The sequence below is a fragment of the Variovorax sp. 05L425 genome, from assembly GCF_056397705.1.
Map to the genome: position 1 here is coordinate 32,467 of NZ_JBFTNY010000017.1, position 15,113 is coordinate 47,579.

A 15,113-nucleotide genomic window follows, 5' to 3' on the forward strand; every position below is an offset into this window, starting at 1 on the left:
CTGGAAAAGAAAAAAGCCCGCGGATGCGGGCTTTTCCATTGGGGCGTGGAGGGCTCAGGCGCGGGCGAGACGCACGGCGTGCATCCATGCGCGCCGGAGCACTGCCGGCGAACGCGATTCTTCAGGGATCAGCAGGAAGCCGCGGTCGCGCAGCGAGTTGCCGAGGGCGATCTGGCTGGTCAGGACCGTCAGCGGGATCGCCAGCAGCAGCGGCAGACCCACCGGCATCAGCCAGGCCAGTGCGCTGGCATCGATCAGCGCAATGCCGACGGCCAAGGCTGCGATCACCAGCGTCATCGGCGCCAGTTGGGCGATCGCGACGCGCCAAGGCACGGCGGCGGCTTCCCGCGGAGGCGACTTCCAGTCGAGCTTGATGCCGGTAAGGGCCACGACCACGAACAACGAGTGCGCGAGCATGCGGACCGGTGCTTGCACGATGGCGAGGGCGCTTTCCAGCGCCGCGCTCTTGAGCATGCCGCCGACGCCGCCGAACTGGCGCGTCTCGCCACGCAGCACCACGGCGATAAGGCCCAGCACGCGAGGCAGGAACAGCAGGCACAAGGTCCAGAGCCACAGGCCGGCCAGTTCCATCGGCATGGCGAGCCAGTGCTCCGCCACGCTCGAACCGGTGAGCCACAGCGCCGTGCCCAGCGTCAGGAACGCGAGCCAGAGCGGGGCCGATGCATAGGCCATCGTGCCGGTGACGAACATCGCGCGGTGGACCGGATGCAGGCCGGGCTCCGTCATCAGGCGGGCGTTCTGCAGGTTGCCCTGGCACCAGCGGCGGTCGCGTTGCAACTCGGCCAGCAGGTCCGGCGGTTGCTGCTCGTAGCTGCCGACCAGATCGGCGACCAGCCACACGTGATAGCCGGCGCGGCGCATCAGCGCGGCCTCGACGAAGTCGTGCGACATGATGCCGCCCGACATGCCGCCCTTGCCGCGGATCGGCGCCAGCGCGCAGTGGTCCATGAAGGGCTGCACGCGAATGATCGCGTTGTGGCCCCAGTAGTGCGACTCGCCGAGCTGCCAGAACTGCATGCCCAAGGTGAACAGGCGACCCGTCATGCGCGAGGCAAACTGCTGGGCGCGAGCGTGCAGCGTGACATGGCCGATGGCCTGCGTCGCGGTCTGGATGATGCCGGCCGTCGGGTTGGCTTCCATCAGCTTGACCATCGAGGTCAGGCAGTCGCCGCTCATGACGCTGTCGGCGTCGAGCACGACCATGTAGCGATAGTCCTTGCCCCAACGGCGGCAGAAGTCGGCGACATTGCCGGCCTTGCGGTGCGTGCGGCGGGTGCGCAGGCGGTAGTACACCTCGACCTGGGGCTGGTTGGGGTTGTTCGCGTAGTTCTGGGCCAGCGCGGCGCGCAGGTCTTCCCAGGCGGCGCGCTCGGCGGCGGCGATCCCGGGCGTGTAGCTGTCGGACAGCACGAACACGTCGAACTGCCCGGCATGGCCTGTCGCAGCGACCGATTCGCAGGTCGCCCGCAAGCCGGCGAACACAGTCGCCACGTCCTCATTGCAGATCGGCATGATGATGGCCGTCCGCGCTTCGGGGTTCATCGGATGGTTGGCCACCTGCTTGGCGGACAGCGCATGCTTGTCACCGCGCACCGAGACATAGAAGCCCATGAGCGCCGTCACGAAGCCGGTCACGACCCAGCCCGACAACAGGCCGTAGAGCACGATCTGGCTGTATTCGAGCCAGACGTTGTCGTAGTCCGGTTGCACGCGTGCGAACAGCGTGGAAGCGATCACCGTGCTCAGCACCGTCAACGCGAGGAACGCAAAGCGGCGTTGTGCGGCCGCATGCTGCCACGGTTGCTGGGCGGCGCCGGAGGCAGCGCCGCGTCCGGCGGCCTTGGCCGCACCGCCCGCGCCGAGCTTCACCAGAAGCGCCGTGCCGATGCTGTTCCAGAAACCGCGCCAGGGGCGCGGCGTCATCGAACCGCGGTTGATGGGGGGCGCCGTCACCGAGTTCGGGTGGCGCTCTTCGCGAAGGAGGCTGCGGTGCGAGAAATCGCTTTCCGCCAGCACCTTCAGTTGGGAGTATTCGTTGGGCTTCATGGGCGGCTCACCGTTGCTTCTGAACGGAGGGCGTGTCGCCGATTGCCGGAAAGCGCTTGAAGACGCAGTCCGGCGCGATTCCGCTGGATGCCTCGAGGGCTGCCAGCGAATGTCCCGCTGCGCGGGGGCGCGAGAGGGAAAACTGCTTTTGACGCAGGCCGTCGCGCTGCGGACGCAGTGCGAAAGAGGGGCTGGAATGAGCTGTCATGCCTCTACAGGGGCAAACCCTGTGCCAGCGCCAGAAAATCCTTCTAGATCAACAGCTTAGGTCAAATCTTGGTTGCCTCGACCGCAGACCTGAGCCGAAAGGCCCGCGAAACCCCTGTTTTTGTCGCCGAATCCCGACAAGCCTTCGAGGCTGACTCTAAAAACGCAATGAAATCAAATACTTGGAGTGTCGCTGGTCAGCGACCGGTTTCGTTTCCCGGCGACACGCCCTCGGCCTTGAAGTGTCCGGGGGTGAGCTCATGCTTTTGCAGGAGCCGGTAGAACTCGGTCCGGTTGCGATCCGCAAGGCGCGCTGCGTCGGCGACATTGCCGTCGGTCAACTTCAGCAGGCCGACCAGGTAGTCGCGCTCGAATCGCTGCTTGGCTTCGGCGTAAGTCAGCACCTCCACACTCGGCACGCGAAGCGCGCGCTGCACGAGGGCGAGCGGGATCAGCGGCGAGCTCGAAAGCGCGCAGACCTGCTCCACCACGTTGAACAGTTGCCGCACGTTTCCGGGCCACGAGGCCGTGGTCAGCGCCTTGAGCGCCTCCGGCGCGAAGCCGGAGAGCCGCTTGCCGTACTTGGTCGATAGCCGCTGCAGAAAGTGATTGGCCAGCAGCGGAATGTCCTCCCGCCGCGCGGAAAGGGGCGGAAGGCTCAGTGTCACCACGTTGAGACGGTAGTAGAGATCTTCGCGAAACTGCCCGGTTTCCATCGCGGCATCGAGATCGCGGTGGGTGGCCGAGATGATCCGCACATCCACCGCGATCGACTGGCTGGCGCCGAGCGGCCTTACCGCGCGTTCCTGCAGCACCCGCAGCAGCTTGACCTGGAGCGCCGGCGGCATGTCCCCGATTTCGTCGAGCAGCAGCGTGCCGCCGTCGGCTTGCTGGAACAGCCCCTTGTGGTTGGCGACGGCGTCGGTGAAGGCGCCCTTCATGTGGCCGAACAACTCCGACTCCAGGAGCGCTTCCGGAATGGCACCGCAATTGACGGCCACGAAAGGCTTGTCGGCCCGCGCGCTCGCCCGGTGGATGGCACGGGCCAGCAATTCCTTGCCGGCGCCGCTGTCGCCGCGCAGCAGCACGCTGGCGTCCGACTTGGCCACCATGCGCGCTTCGGCCAGCAACTCCGCCATCCGGTTGCTGCGGCTCACGATTTCCGCGCGCCAGCTTTCGTCGCCGCCCTTGCCGGGCGCGACGCTCGGTGCGCCGAGCGCGAGCGCCTGGGCGATCTTTTCGAGCAGTTCGCGCCCGTCGTAGGGCTTGGTCAGATAGGTGAAGACGCCGCGCGCCGTGGCCTCGACGGCGTCGGGGATGGTCCCGTGCGCGGTCAGCAGGATCACGGGCAGGGTCGGATGGCGCTTGCGGATCTCGTCGAAGAGGGCAAGTCCGTCCCGGCCCGGGAGCCGCACATCGCTCAGCACAAGCTGGGGGTGCTCGATTTCGAGCTGCGTGAGTGCCGATTCGGCCGAGGTCACGGCCGTGACGTGGTAGCCGACGGAGGTCAGCCGCATCGAAATGAGCCGGAGCATGTCCGGGTCGTCATCGACGACGAGCAGCCGGGCGCCACGCGCCTGCTCGCCGGTCCCGGAAGCGGGCGCCTTTTCGGATGGGGGAATGGCCGGGCTGGTCACGGTGCGGGCTTCGGGTTGATCACTGGCGCTGCTGCAGGCGGGGTGTTCGGGCGGGCGAAGCTCCGCTCGATGGCCCTCAAAGCCTCGATCCGATCGTTCAACTGGTCGATGCGTCGCTGGCTGTCGCGCAATTGTTGCGCTTGCTTCTCACGGTCATCCTCGACGCGCCGTTGTTCCGAATAGCGTGCGCCCAGCGTTCGGGCGAGCGGCTGAAGGGGCTGCGCTTCGGCCGAGGGGTTGGTCGACACGCGCTGCATCAGGCCGATGGCCTTGACAAGGTCGGCGGGGACGCGCGTCTGGGCCAGCACGATGGCAGTCTGCATCTGCGTGGTGGGCGTCTCCATGAGGTCGCCGAGACGAGACAGTTCGTTGGCAAGTTCGGGGGCGCCGAGAGGCCGCACCTTGTCGGCGTAGGCAAGCATGGCGCCCACGGGACCGGGTGCCAGCGGCGTGAAGATGCCGCCGGGCTGCGTCGCCGGCGCGATGGGCTCGGCCTCGACCGGCGTGACGGGCGGCGGCGAGGGCGGCATGGCCGGCACGACGACGGCTTCGGCCGGCGGCTTGTGCGACGTGGCGCAGCCAGCGAAAAGCATCGGCGCGACGAGCGTCATGACGATGGCGGATCTGCGAAAGATCGAGAAAAACATGGATCGGAATGGGAACGTCGGGCGGTGGGCTCAAGCGGTGCGCGGCAGTTCGATACGGAAACGCGCGCCTGGCCCCTCCGGCAGCAGCGTGATGCGGCCGCCATGAGCCGCAATGTACTCCTGCACGATCGACAAGCCGATACCCGTTCCTTTCACCGAATGCTGAGGTTGCCGTTCTCCGCGAAAGAAGGGCTCGAAGATGCGGTCGCGATCGCCATCCGCCACGCCGGGACCCGCGTCGCTGATGTCGATTTGCGCGGCGTCGGCGGTGCTCGAGACGGCCATGCTGATGGTGCCTCCGCGCGCCGAGAAGCGGATGGCGTTCGAAAGCAGGTTGGCCAGCGCGGTGCCGAGCTTCACCCGGTCGACCAGGACCGAAATCGGCTCGCCCTCGGCCCGCACGGTGAGCCCGTTGGCCTGCCATTGCAGGCGCTGGGCTTCGATCTGCTCCTCGATCAGCGGCAGCAGCGGGGTGCGCTCCCGACGCAGCTCGCGGGCTTCGAACGCGGCGGCGTTGAAGCGCAGCAGCGCCTCGATCTGCCCCTGCAACGCCACGGTGTTCTGCTGCAGGATCTGCGTGACTTCGCGCTGGGAGGGGTTCAGTGCCCCTGTCACGCCATCTTCCAATAGCGAGACGCCTTCGCGCAAGGCGGCCAGGGGAGTCTTGAGTTCATGCGAAACGTGTCGCAGGAAGCGTGCCTTGTCGGCGTCCAGTTCGGTGAGCCGCAGGCGCAGCCACTCGAGCTGCTGGGACACGCGGCGCACGTCGGCGGGACCGTGGATGTCGATCGGCTCGTCAAGCCGGTTTTCGCCGAGACCGACGATGGCGCGCTGGAGCCGCTTGAACGGCCGCGCCAGCCAGACTCCGAAGGCCAGGGCCAGCGACACCGCGAGGGCGCTCGCCGCCACGACCAGCCGCATCAACCTCCTGCGCTCCGTCTCGATGCGCTCGGCCAGCGCCTTGTTCTGTGTCTCGATCAGGAACTGCGCCTGCTGTGCGATGTTGGTGTTCAGCGCATCGAGCTCGCGGAATTGCATGGCCATCGAGCTTTCGCGGGCGAGCGCCGTTTCGGACGCGCCGCTCATCAAGCCCTGGATGACCTCCATCTGCTCGCGCCATCTGTCCGGGCCTTCGCTGCCCAGGCCGTTGGAAGTGAGGCGCTCGAGCACTTGGCGCGCATCGCGGGACGCGTCGTCGAAGCGGCGGCGCAGCACGGCATCGTTGAGCACCAGCGACTGGCGCCCGGCGCGCTCCATCGCCGCGCTGCGCTCGGCCAGCGATTGGGCTGCGCCGGAGAGGGTGAGCGCGCGCGCCGCGGCATCGCGGCTCTCGGTCATCAGCGCGTCGTACTGGAAGACGGCGCGCAGCGCCACGCCCACGAGGAGCGCGGTGATCAGGAGAAACGCGAAAAGCAGCAGCTGCTGGAACGAACCGCGCGCCGACGTCAACTTCGGCATCAGGCGACGGGCGCCGGCGCGGGCCTGCCGGCAGCGTGCGTCGACTCAGCCGTCACGACTTCGCCGCGCAGGGTATAGGCCAGCGAGCGGGTGATGCGCAGGTCGATCATCTGACCGACCAGCCGCGTATCGCCCTCGAAGTTGACGACGCGATTGCACTCGGTGCGGCCCATCAGCTCGCTCGCGTCCTTGCGCGACGTGCCCTCGACCAGCACGCGCTGCACGGTGCCCACGCGGCTCTCGCCGAATCGCTTGACGTTGCCGTCGATCACCGCCTGCAACTGCTGGAGCCGGGCGAGCTTGACGCTGTGCGGCGTGTCGTCGTGCAGCGCTGCGGCCGGCGTGCCTGGGCGCGGGCTGAAGATGAAGCTGAAGCTGGCGTCGAAGTCGAGGTCGTGGATGAGCTTCATCATCTTTGCGAAGTCCTCGTCGGTTTCGCCCGGGAAGCCAACGATGAAGTCGCTGCTGAGCGCGAGTCCGGGGCGGATGGCGCGCAGCTTGCGGACCGTGCTCTTGTATTCCATCGCCGTGTAGCCGCGCTTCATCGCCATCAGGATCCGGTCGCTGCCGTGCTGCACCGGCAGATGCAGATGGCTCACGAGCTGCGGCACCCGAGCGTAGGCCTCGATCAGCCGCGGCGTGAATTCGTTGGGATGGCTGGTCGTGTAGCGGATGCGCTCGATGCCCGGGATCTCCGCGATGTATTCGATCAGGGTGGCGAAGTCCGCGATTTCCGCTGTGTCGCCCATCTTCCCGCGGTAGGCATTGACGTTTTGGCCCAGCAGCGTGACTTCGCGCACGCCCTGGTCGACCAGCCCGGCGACTTCCACCAGCACGTCGTCGAGCGGCCGGTTCACCTCTTCGCCGCGGGTGTAAGGCACCACGCAGTAGCTGCAGTACTTGGAGCAGCCTTCCATGATCGAGACGAAAGCGGTGACGCCTTCGACGCGGGCCGGCGGCAGGTGGTCGAACTTCTCGATCTCGGGGAAACTGATATCCACCTGCGGCCGGCCTTGGCGATCGCGCTGCGTGAGCATCTCGGGCAGCCGGTGCAGGGTCTGGGGGCCGAAAACCACGTCGACGTAGGGCGCGCGGGCGATGATCGCCTCGCCTTCCTGGCTCGCAACGCAGCCGCCGACGCCGATCTTCACGCCCTTGGCCTTGAGGTGCTTGACGCGGCCGAGGTCGGAGAACACCTTTTCCTGTGCCTTTTCGCGGACAGAGCAGGTGTTGAAGAGGATCAGGTCGGCCTCGTCCACGTTCGTGGTCGGCTCATACCCTTCGGCGGCGCGCAGCACGTCCGCCATCTTGTCCGAGTCGTACTCGTTCATCTGGCAGCCGAAGGTCTTGATAAAAACTTTGGGGTTCATGGTGCCTCTCCCGAGAGATGCGGATGCAATAAGGTCAGCGCCGCCAATTCGCGAGACACCGCGGAACTGGCTCCGCCAGGCCGCTGGTGTCGCCCCCGGCGAGGGGGTGGGCGGCTACACGAAGTGAGCCAACCTGGGGGTGAGTTACTTACTCGCCGTATTTGGGCAGTTGGTCGAACGGCGTCTTGCCGTCGTCGCGCGGACCGCTGTTGGCCACGAAGGGCCAGAAATTGAGCAGCGGCTTCTCGGCCGACGCGCGCTTGGCCTGGGCTTCGTCGGGCGTCAGGATCCAGACCTCGCGCACCAGGCCGGCGGCGTCGCGCGTGTAATTGACGAGCAGGTTCTGGCCGATGATGGCCGCCGGCATGACGAGCATCCGGTTGGCGCCCGTGATACGCGCGCCGGGTGAAAGGCGCTCGGGCTGCCCGTCGAGCACGATTTCAGGAGGGTTCACCACCATGAACTTGCCTCGCAGCGTGCCGACCGGAAAGTTGCGGCCGCCGTTCGCGGCTTCGTTCTGGGTGTTGGGAATGTCCGCGAGCTGCGCTGCGGCGTCGGAGGAAAATAGCGCGGCAGCAGGCGCGAGGACTGCGCTTAGTGCCACCAAGACAAAAGCATTCAGGGAATTTTTGCAGCGATTCATGGGGTTCATCCAGAGGCTGGGAAGCGGCGATTTTAGCGGCCAGCCTCCACGCAACGAGTCTTACCCGGGTGTGCCATCTTGCATGATCGCTTTACTTATCTTTACGGCGCCCCGGGTCGCTTTCGGTCGGGCGCTGCTCCAATAGGCGCCGCTGGAGAAATGTAGTGGGTAGTAGTACGACTCCCATATCCGGCGCCCCACCTTCGATCCAAGATATCCGCCTCATGAAGAAGAATCTCGCCCTCACCCTGTCGGGTGTGCTGATCGTGGCCGCAGCCGCAGGTACCTGGTGGTGGTCCGGCTCCAAATCGCGCGTTGCCGCGGAGATCAGCGCCACTGGCGCCAAGGGAGACAAGGGCGGCCCCGGTGCCAACGCCGGGGCTCCGGCACTCGTTTCGCTGGCGGTTGCCAAGCGGCAGAGCGTGCCCGTTACCGTCCAGGTCAACGGCAGCGTGGTGTCGCTCAACAGCGTCGACCTGCGTCCCCAGGTGACCAACACCGTGCGGCAGGTGCATGTCAAGGAAGGCCAGTTCGTCAAGGCCGGGCAGTTGCTCTTCACGCTCGACGACCGCCCGGACCAGGCCAATCTCGCCAAGGCGAAGGCGCAGCAGCAGAGGGACGAGGCCATGCTGGCCGATCTGGAGCGGCAGTACAGGCGCAGCCAGGATCTCGTCGCCCAGAACTTCATCGCCAAGAGTGCCGCCGACGCGACGCTGTCGCAACTCGAGGCGCAGCGCGCCGCGGTGGCGGCCGACCGTGCAGCGGTGCAGTCGGCGGAAGTGGCGCTGGGCTATGCCACGCTGCGCGCACCCATCGCAGGGCGCATCGGCGCCGTCAATATCTATCCGGGCACGCTGGTCCAGCCGGCGCTGTCGCTGGTCACGATCACGCAGCTCGACCCGATTGCGGTGAGCTTCCCTGTGCCCGAAGGCAAATTGCAGGACCTGCTCGCGGCCGCGCGCGCGCACACGCCCGTCGAAGCCGTCGTGCCCGGCCGCAAGGAAACGCTGAAGGGTTCGCTCAGCTTCGTCGACAACACGGTCGACCCGCTGATCGGCACCGTGCGTGCCAAGGCCGTGTTCGACAACGCCGACCAGAGCCTCTGGCCCGGCCAGTTCGTCGAGACGCGCGTCACCGTCCGCACCATCGATGACGCGACCGTGCTGCCGGCGTCGGCGCTGATGATGCTGGCCGAAGGCACCTCGGTCTACGTGGTCGACGCCGAAAAGAAGGCGACGCGGCGCAAGGTCGAGTCACTCCACACCTTCGGCACGCAGGTCGTGGTGCGAGGCATTGCGCCGGGCGAGCAGGTGGTCATCGAGGGCAAGCAGAACGTCCGTCCGGGCGGCAAGGTGCGCGTCGAGGCCGCGAATGAACCGCAGCGACCCGATGGCGAAACGCCCGGGCCCGGCAGCGCGGCCTCGGTCGCGCCCACCAACGCCAGTCTCGTCGCGGAGCGGGAGCGGACATGAACATCTCCGAGCTGTGCATCCGTCGTCCTGCGATGACGGTGCTGCTCTCTGCCGCCGTGGTGGTGATCGGCATCTTTGCCTATTTCCAGATTCCGGTTGCGGCGCTGCCTAGCTACAACACACCGGTCATCAACGTCTCGGCGCAGCTGCCGGGGGCCAGTCCGGAGACCATGGCGTCATCCGTCGCACTGCCGCTTGAAAAGCAGTTTTCGACCATCCCGGGCCTTCAGACGATCAGCTCGGTCAATACGCAGGGCAACACCTCGGTCACGCTGGAGTTCGTGAGTTCCCGCGACATCGACGCGGCCGCGGTCGACGTGCAGGCCGCCCTGCTGCGCGCACAGCGCTTGCTGCCGCCCGAACTCACGCAGTTGCCCTCCTACCGCAAGGTCAATCCGGCCGACGCACCGGTGCTGTTCATCGCGATGACCTCGGATTCGATGACGCCGTCCGAGCTGAACGACTACGCCGAAAACCTGGTCTCGCCCACGCTGTCGACCATCGACGGCGTGGCGCAGGTGGCCGTCTACGGGCAGAAGCGTTTCGCGGTCCGCATCAAGGCCGACGCCGATCTGCTCAACGCACGCAACATCACGCTCGACGAACTCTCCAACGCCGTCCGGCTGGCGAATGCCAACACGCCGGTCGGCGTCCTCGACGGTCCGCGCCAGACGCTCACCATCCAGGCCAACGAACAGATGTTGAGGGCCGCCGATTTCGCCAAGGTCATCGTCGGCCAGCGCAACGGCGCGCCGGTGCGGCTCGATGAGGTCGCGACCATCGAGGACAGCTTCGAGTCGGTCAAGACGGCCAGCGCCTACAACGGCCAGAGTTCGATCTCGCTGGCCGTGCAGCGCCAGCCGAACGCCAACACGGTCCAGGTGGTCGACGCGGTGCGTGCGCTGATGCCGCGCTTCAAGGAAGAACTGCCGCATTCGGTCGATATCAGCGTGCTCAACGACCGCTCGCTGTCGATCCGCGAAGCGGTGCATGACGTGCAACTCACGTTGCTGGGCACCATCCTGCTGGTGGTGCTGGTGATCTTCCTGTTCCTGCACCGTCTTGTCGCCACGCTGATCCCGGCGCTCACGATCCCGATCTCGCTGATCGGCGCCGTCGCGCTGCTCTACGCCTTCGGCTACAGCCTGGACAACGTGTCGCTGCTCGGCATCACGCTGGCCGTCGGGCTGGTGGTGGACGACGCGATCGTCGTGCTCGAAAACATCATGCGCTACGTCGAGAAGGGCATGGAGCCCTTCGCCGCCGCGCTGCGCGGCGCGCGTGAAGTGGGCTTCACCATCATCTCGATCTCGATCTCGCTGGTGGCGGTGTTCATCCCGATTTTCTTCATGCCGGGCGTGATCGGCCTGCTGTTCCACGAATTCGCCGTGGTGGTGGGGCTGGCGGTGATGGTCTCGGCGATCGTGTCGCTCACGCTGGTGCCGATGCTGGCGAGCCGGCTGCTGAAGCACACGCCGCGGGAAGGCGGCGCGCTCGATCACGAGGAAGAGCATCCCGAACCCGGCACCGCGATCGGCCGGGCCTTCGAGCGCGGCTACCGCTGGGTGCATGCCAACTACATGCGCACGCTGGACTGGACGCTGCGCCACCGCGCCGTGATGCTGATCGTCGCGGCATCGACCTTCGCGCTCACGGCGTGGATGTTCATCACGATCCCGAAGGGCTTCTTCCCTGAGGAGGACATCGGGCAGATCCAGGTCACGACCGAAGCGGCCGAGGACATTTCCTTCCCGGCGATGAAGGATCTGCAGGATCGCGTCGCCGAGGCGATCATGGCCGATCCGAACGTGGACTACGTCAACTCGTTCATCGGCGTCGGCGGCCCGACGGCCACGCAGAACTCCGGACGCCTGTTCGTCGTGCTTAAGGCGCGCAAGGATCGCGCGGCCATGCCGCAGGTGCTGGAGTCGTTGCGCAAGCGCTTCCGCGAGATTCCGGGCATCGCGGTCTACATGCAGCCGATCCAGAACCTGCGCCTCGGCGGGCGGCAGAGCAAGGCGCGCTTCCAGTACACGCTGCAGAGCGTGAACGCCGGCACCATGGGCGTCTGGTCGGACAAGCTGATGGAACGCATGCGCGCCGACCCGGCCTTCCGCGACGTGACGAGCGACTCGCAGAACCGAGGCCTGCAGGCCACGCTGGACATCGATCGCGACAAGGCGGGCGTGCTCGGCGTCGCGGTCGGCGACTTGCGCACCGCGCTCTACAACGCCTACGGCGACCGCCAGATCGGGAGCATCTACGGGGCCAGCAACACCTACCAGGTCATTCTCTCGGCGTCCGACAGCGACCGGCAGTTCGAGGAAGACATGTCGCGCCTGTCGGTGCGCAACAAGGCCGGGCAACTGGTTCCCTTGTCGGCGTTTTCGACGGTCCGGCGCACAGTCGGCCCGACCTCGGTCAACCATCAGGGTCAACTGCAGGCCGTCACGGTGTCCTTCAACCTCGCGCCGGACGTCCCGCTGGGCAACGCCACGGCGAAGATCGACCGGTTCAAGGAAGAGCTGAAGATGCCGCCCTCGATCATCACCAGCTATGGCGGCGATGCGGCGGTGTTCCAGAGTTCGCAATCGAGCCAGGCGGTGCTGCTGATCCTGGCGGTGCTCGTGATCTACGTGCTGCTCGGCGTGCTGTACGAGAGCTATATCCACCCCCTCACCATCCTGGCAGGCCTGCCGTCGGCGGCGGTGGGTGCGCTGCTGTCGCTCAAGCTCTTCGGCTTCGACCTCACGCTGATCGCGACCATCGGCATCCTGCTGCTCATCGGCATCGTGAAGAAGAACGCGATCATGATGATCGACTTCGCGCTCGAGGCTCAGCGTTCCGAGGGCATGAAACCGGTCGACGCCATCCGCGAGGCCTGTCGGTTGCGCTTCCGGCCGATCCTGATGACCACGCTCGCCGCGATGATGGGTGCGCTGCCGCTCGCGCTCGGGCTGGGTGCCGGTGCAGAGTTGCGTCAGCCGCTGGGTGTGGCCGTGGTGGGCGGGCTGATCTTCTCGCAGGTGATCACGCTCTACATCACGCCGGCGATCTACCTTGCGCTGGACCGCTACAGCGGCAGCGGTCCGCTGCAGGAACTGCCCTCGGAAGCGCATCCGGGCGAGAGCGCCGCGCACGCCTGACGGCGTGGGAGCGCTGCCCCGTCAGGCGACGGCGAGCGTTGACGCCTTTCGCTCTGGCGCCGACTGGTTGGCTGCCGACGCAGCGGTCGATGGCACGCTGACCCGCTTGGCCTCGATGTCCTCGACCCAACGGCAGGCGGCGTCGATGAAGAACTGCTGCCCGGCGAGGTCGGTGAAGGAGTGGTCCACCTTGGGCATGAATTCGTAACGCACCTTCTGAAGGAAGGGTGCGCCGCGAAGCGGATACATCTGGTCGTGGTTGCGGTCACGCTGCTGCAGCGACCCGGAATAGATCAGGTAGATGGACACGCCCCGGGTGGTCAGGTTGTCCATTTCGCGCGCGAAATCGGCCGGGGTCACGACCTTCAATCTCTCCCCGGTCTTGAGCAAGTCGCCTTCCGGTTGGTCATGGCCCAGCAAGCGCTCGATCCAATGGCTGATCTGAGCCTTCGGGAACCGCAGGAAGCGCCGCACGCGACGCTCGATGTTCGCTACTTGGCTGGTGAATGCATAGCCGTCGAAGCTGAGCAGTCCGACGACCCTCGGATCCTCCGCTGCCAGCCGAAGCCCAGGGGCGACACCGGAGCACAGGCCGAAGATCACGACCTGGCGGATGCCGAGGTGCTTTTCGATTTCGTCAATCGCCGCACGAAGATCGTTGGTCGCCTGTTCCTCGAAGCTGAGAGAAGCGTCAGCGCCCTGGCTGTCGCCGATGCCCGAGAGGTCGAAACGCAGCGTCGCGAAGCCTTCCTGGGCCAGGCGCCTGGCCATCTTGACCTGGATGCGGCGGGGGCCGACCCGGTGCGTGACGCCGAAGTTGAACATCACGCACGCCAGGGCATCGGAGGTGCGGTCGGTCGGCCGAGTGATCACGCCCAGCAGGCCTGACTCAAGGCCGAACTGGACGGGTTCTTCTTGATAGCTGTTCATCGAATGAGTCCGATAAGGCGCTTGGTAACTTCAGCGGGAACAATGGCCTGATTCGGCAACGGATCGGAAGTCCAGATGATCGGATGGTCAAGCAATTCATGCACGACCTTTCGGCTGTTCGAATTCTCGCGCAGGCACCAATCGCGTGTGGTTTCATCGTCAGGCTTGGCGAACACGGTGGTCGCTACCCCTGTCGGCGCGTTCAGTGCATCCGGCCGCAGCGCGGCCAGCTGGGCTGCGAAGTGGCTGCTGATCCGGTGCCCCAGCGCTTCGGTGAGCGCAGGGCCGCTGTCATCCTGGCGGCGCTTGTACCAGGAGCGGTCCTTGGCGTAGTAGCCCACTTCGAGCATCTTGACCTGGGCGTCGAGAAGCTCGTCGATATAGGCAGGTCCGTCGAGGATCGGCTCCCACAGCACGAGCTGCTGAAGCCCCTGCGCATGGCGCGCTGCCTGCAGCGCGAGCGTGGCGCCCAGCCGTGCTGCGAGCCACGTCGGCTTCGGCGATTGCGAGCGGCGTGCAAGCTCCTCGTTCGCGCGCAACAGATCGAGCTGCCAGCCTTTCATTTCGCCGGCTTCGTCGTCGCCGCCGGATTCGCTGGTGCCGAAGAAGTCGAAGCGCAGGACGGCGACGCCGAGACGGGCCAGGCGATCAGCGATGACGCGGTACAGCCGATGGACGCGAATGGCCTCGTGCCCGAACGGGCTGCACATCAGCACGGACGGATGGCCCTCGGCTTCGTGCTGGGGGGGGTGATAGACGGCGAACAGCTGGCGGTTCGCCGGACCGAAATAGAACGGAATCATGGCAAGGCTTCGAGCAGCGCCGGCCTTGCCGACGCCACATGCCCTCCCGGGCGGGCGGCGTCGAGTGCCAGCGCACCCAGGACGCCCTCGCCGAGAGGAATGGAAAAAACTTGCAAGGCACGCATGCGAGAACCCGCGACACACTGTACCTTGCGTTCGGCGGTCTCGAGGCCGACCTCCAGCGATTGCAGGTCGGCCGACATGCCCAGACCGAGCGCCTTGATGGCCGCTTCCTTGCGCGTCCAGCCGATGAGAAAGGCGCGGTCGCGCGTCGCTGCGGGTGTTGCTTGCAGCATCCGGATCTCGCCGGGTGTGAAGCAGGTCGCGGCCAGTGCCATCGCATCGGACACCGTCCGCGCCAGTTCCACGTCGACGCCCACTTCGGCGCCGTGGTTGACCGCGATCAGGCCGATCGAATGGCTGTGGCTGAGATTGAAGTGCACATCAGATTGCCCCACCAGCGACGGCTTGCCGAATTCACCTTCGGAGAATTCCAGGCGCTTGGGCGCGATGCCGGTCTGCGCCGAGAGGATCTCGCGCAACGCCGCATGCGCAGCGACGTATCGCTGCGCGTCACGCGGGAACACGAAGCGCGCCGCGCGAGCGCGCTCCGCCTCCGACAGGGAGCTCGCATCCGTCGGCGCGGCGTCGAGGTCGATCTGCCATAGCAGGCAGGGCCCCGGCCAGGAGATCGGTGCAATGGACACGGTCAGGGCCTCGTTGCGCTTCGCGA

General features: G+C 66.4%; 11 protein-coding genes. 2 read left to right on the top strand and 9 right to left on the bottom strand.

Features of this window, described 5'->3' with window-relative positions; all coding sequences use genetic code 11:
- Positions 1 to 54 precede the first annotated feature (54 nt).
- The 6 genes from mdoH to AC1DN9_RS19725 form a co-directional block, all read right to left on the bottom strand.
- Positions 55 to 2,067: a glucans biosynthesis glucosyltransferase MdoH gene (mdoH, locus tag AC1DN9_RS19700; protein ID WP_478103082.1), complete on the bottom strand. Its 2,013-nt coding sequence runs from the start codon at positions 2,065 to 2,067 to the stop codon at positions 55 to 57.
- 404 nt (positions 2,068 to 2,471) lie between these two features.
- Positions 2,472 to 3,809 carry a sigma 54-interacting transcriptional regulator gene (locus tag AC1DN9_RS19705; RefSeq protein ID WP_478103205.1) on the bottom strand — a complete coding sequence of 446 codons (1,338 nt, stop codon included), beginning with the start codon at positions 3,807 to 3,809 and terminating at the stop codon, positions 2,472 to 2,474.
- 98 nt (positions 3,810 to 3,907) lie between these two features.
- A complete protein-coding gene (locus AC1DN9_RS19710) occupies positions 3,908 to 4,558 on the bottom strand; it encodes a hypothetical protein (protein ID WP_478103083.1) in 651 nt (216 codons plus the stop codon).
- 30 nt (positions 4,559 to 4,588) lie between these two features.
- Positions 4,589 to 6,016: a sensor histidine kinase gene (locus AC1DN9_RS19715; RefSeq protein ID WP_478103085.1), complete on the bottom strand. Its 1,428-nt coding sequence runs from the start codon at positions 6,014 to 6,016 to the stop codon at positions 4,589 to 4,591.
- Positions 6,016 to 7,386, bottom strand: a complete 1,371-nt coding sequence (gene miaB / locus AC1DN9_RS19720) for a tRNA (N6-isopentenyl adenosine(37)-C2)-methylthiotransferase MiaB (RefSeq protein WP_478103086.1) — start codon at positions 7,384 to 7,386, stop codon at positions 6,016 to 6,018. Before miaB ends, AC1DN9_RS19715 begins: the two co-directional genes overlap by 1 nt.
- Positions 7,387 to 7,534: 148 nt before the next feature.
- On the bottom strand, positions 7,535 to 7,990 hold the full coding sequence (locus AC1DN9_RS19725; RefSeq protein WP_478103087.1) for a hypothetical protein: 456 nt from the start codon (positions 7,988 to 7,990) through the stop codon (positions 7,535 to 7,537).
- A 263-nt stretch (positions 7,991 to 8,253) separates the two neighbouring features.
- Here AC1DN9_RS19725 and AC1DN9_RS19730 point away from each other — a divergent pair, with 263 nt between their 5' ends.
- Both AC1DN9_RS19730 and AC1DN9_RS19735 read left to right on the top strand, forming a co-directional pair.
- Positions 8,254 to 9,501, top strand: a complete 1,248-nt coding sequence (locus AC1DN9_RS19730) for an efflux RND transporter periplasmic adaptor subunit (RefSeq protein WP_478103088.1) — start codon at positions 8,254 to 8,256, stop codon at positions 9,499 to 9,501.
- Positions 9,498 to 12,647 carry an efflux RND transporter permease subunit gene (locus AC1DN9_RS19735; RefSeq protein ID WP_478103090.1) on the top strand — a complete coding sequence of 1,050 codons (3,150 nt, stop codon included), beginning with the start codon at positions 9,498 to 9,500 and terminating at the stop codon, positions 12,645 to 12,647. The genes AC1DN9_RS19730 and AC1DN9_RS19735 overlap by 4 nt, the downstream gene beginning before the upstream one ends.
- 21 nt (positions 12,648 to 12,668) lie before the next feature.
- Here the strand turns inward: AC1DN9_RS19735 and AC1DN9_RS19740 are convergent, their stop codons facing one another.
- Genes AC1DN9_RS19740 through AC1DN9_RS19750 form a run of 3 tightly spaced genes read right to left on the bottom strand, consistent with a single transcriptional unit; the run spans position 12,669 to position 15,087 of the window.
- Complete coding sequence (locus AC1DN9_RS19740; RefSeq protein ID WP_478103091.1) at positions 12,669 to 13,577, bottom strand: alpha/beta fold hydrolase; 909 nt, start codon at positions 13,575 to 13,577, stop codon at positions 12,669 to 12,671.
- Positions 13,574 to 14,380, bottom strand: coding sequence for an alpha/beta hydrolase family protein (locus tag AC1DN9_RS19745; RefSeq protein ID WP_478103092.1), 807 nt, complete (start codon positions 14,378 to 14,380; stop codon positions 13,574 to 13,576). The genes AC1DN9_RS19740 and AC1DN9_RS19745 overlap by 4 nt, the downstream gene beginning before the upstream one ends.
- Positions 14,377 to 15,087, bottom strand: a complete 711-nt coding sequence (locus tag AC1DN9_RS19750) for a 4'-phosphopantetheinyl transferase family protein (protein ID WP_478103094.1) — start codon at positions 15,085 to 15,087, stop codon at positions 14,377 to 14,379. The genes AC1DN9_RS19745 and AC1DN9_RS19750 overlap by 4 nt, the downstream gene beginning before the upstream one ends.
- Positions 15,088 to 15,113 lie beyond the last annotated feature (26 nt).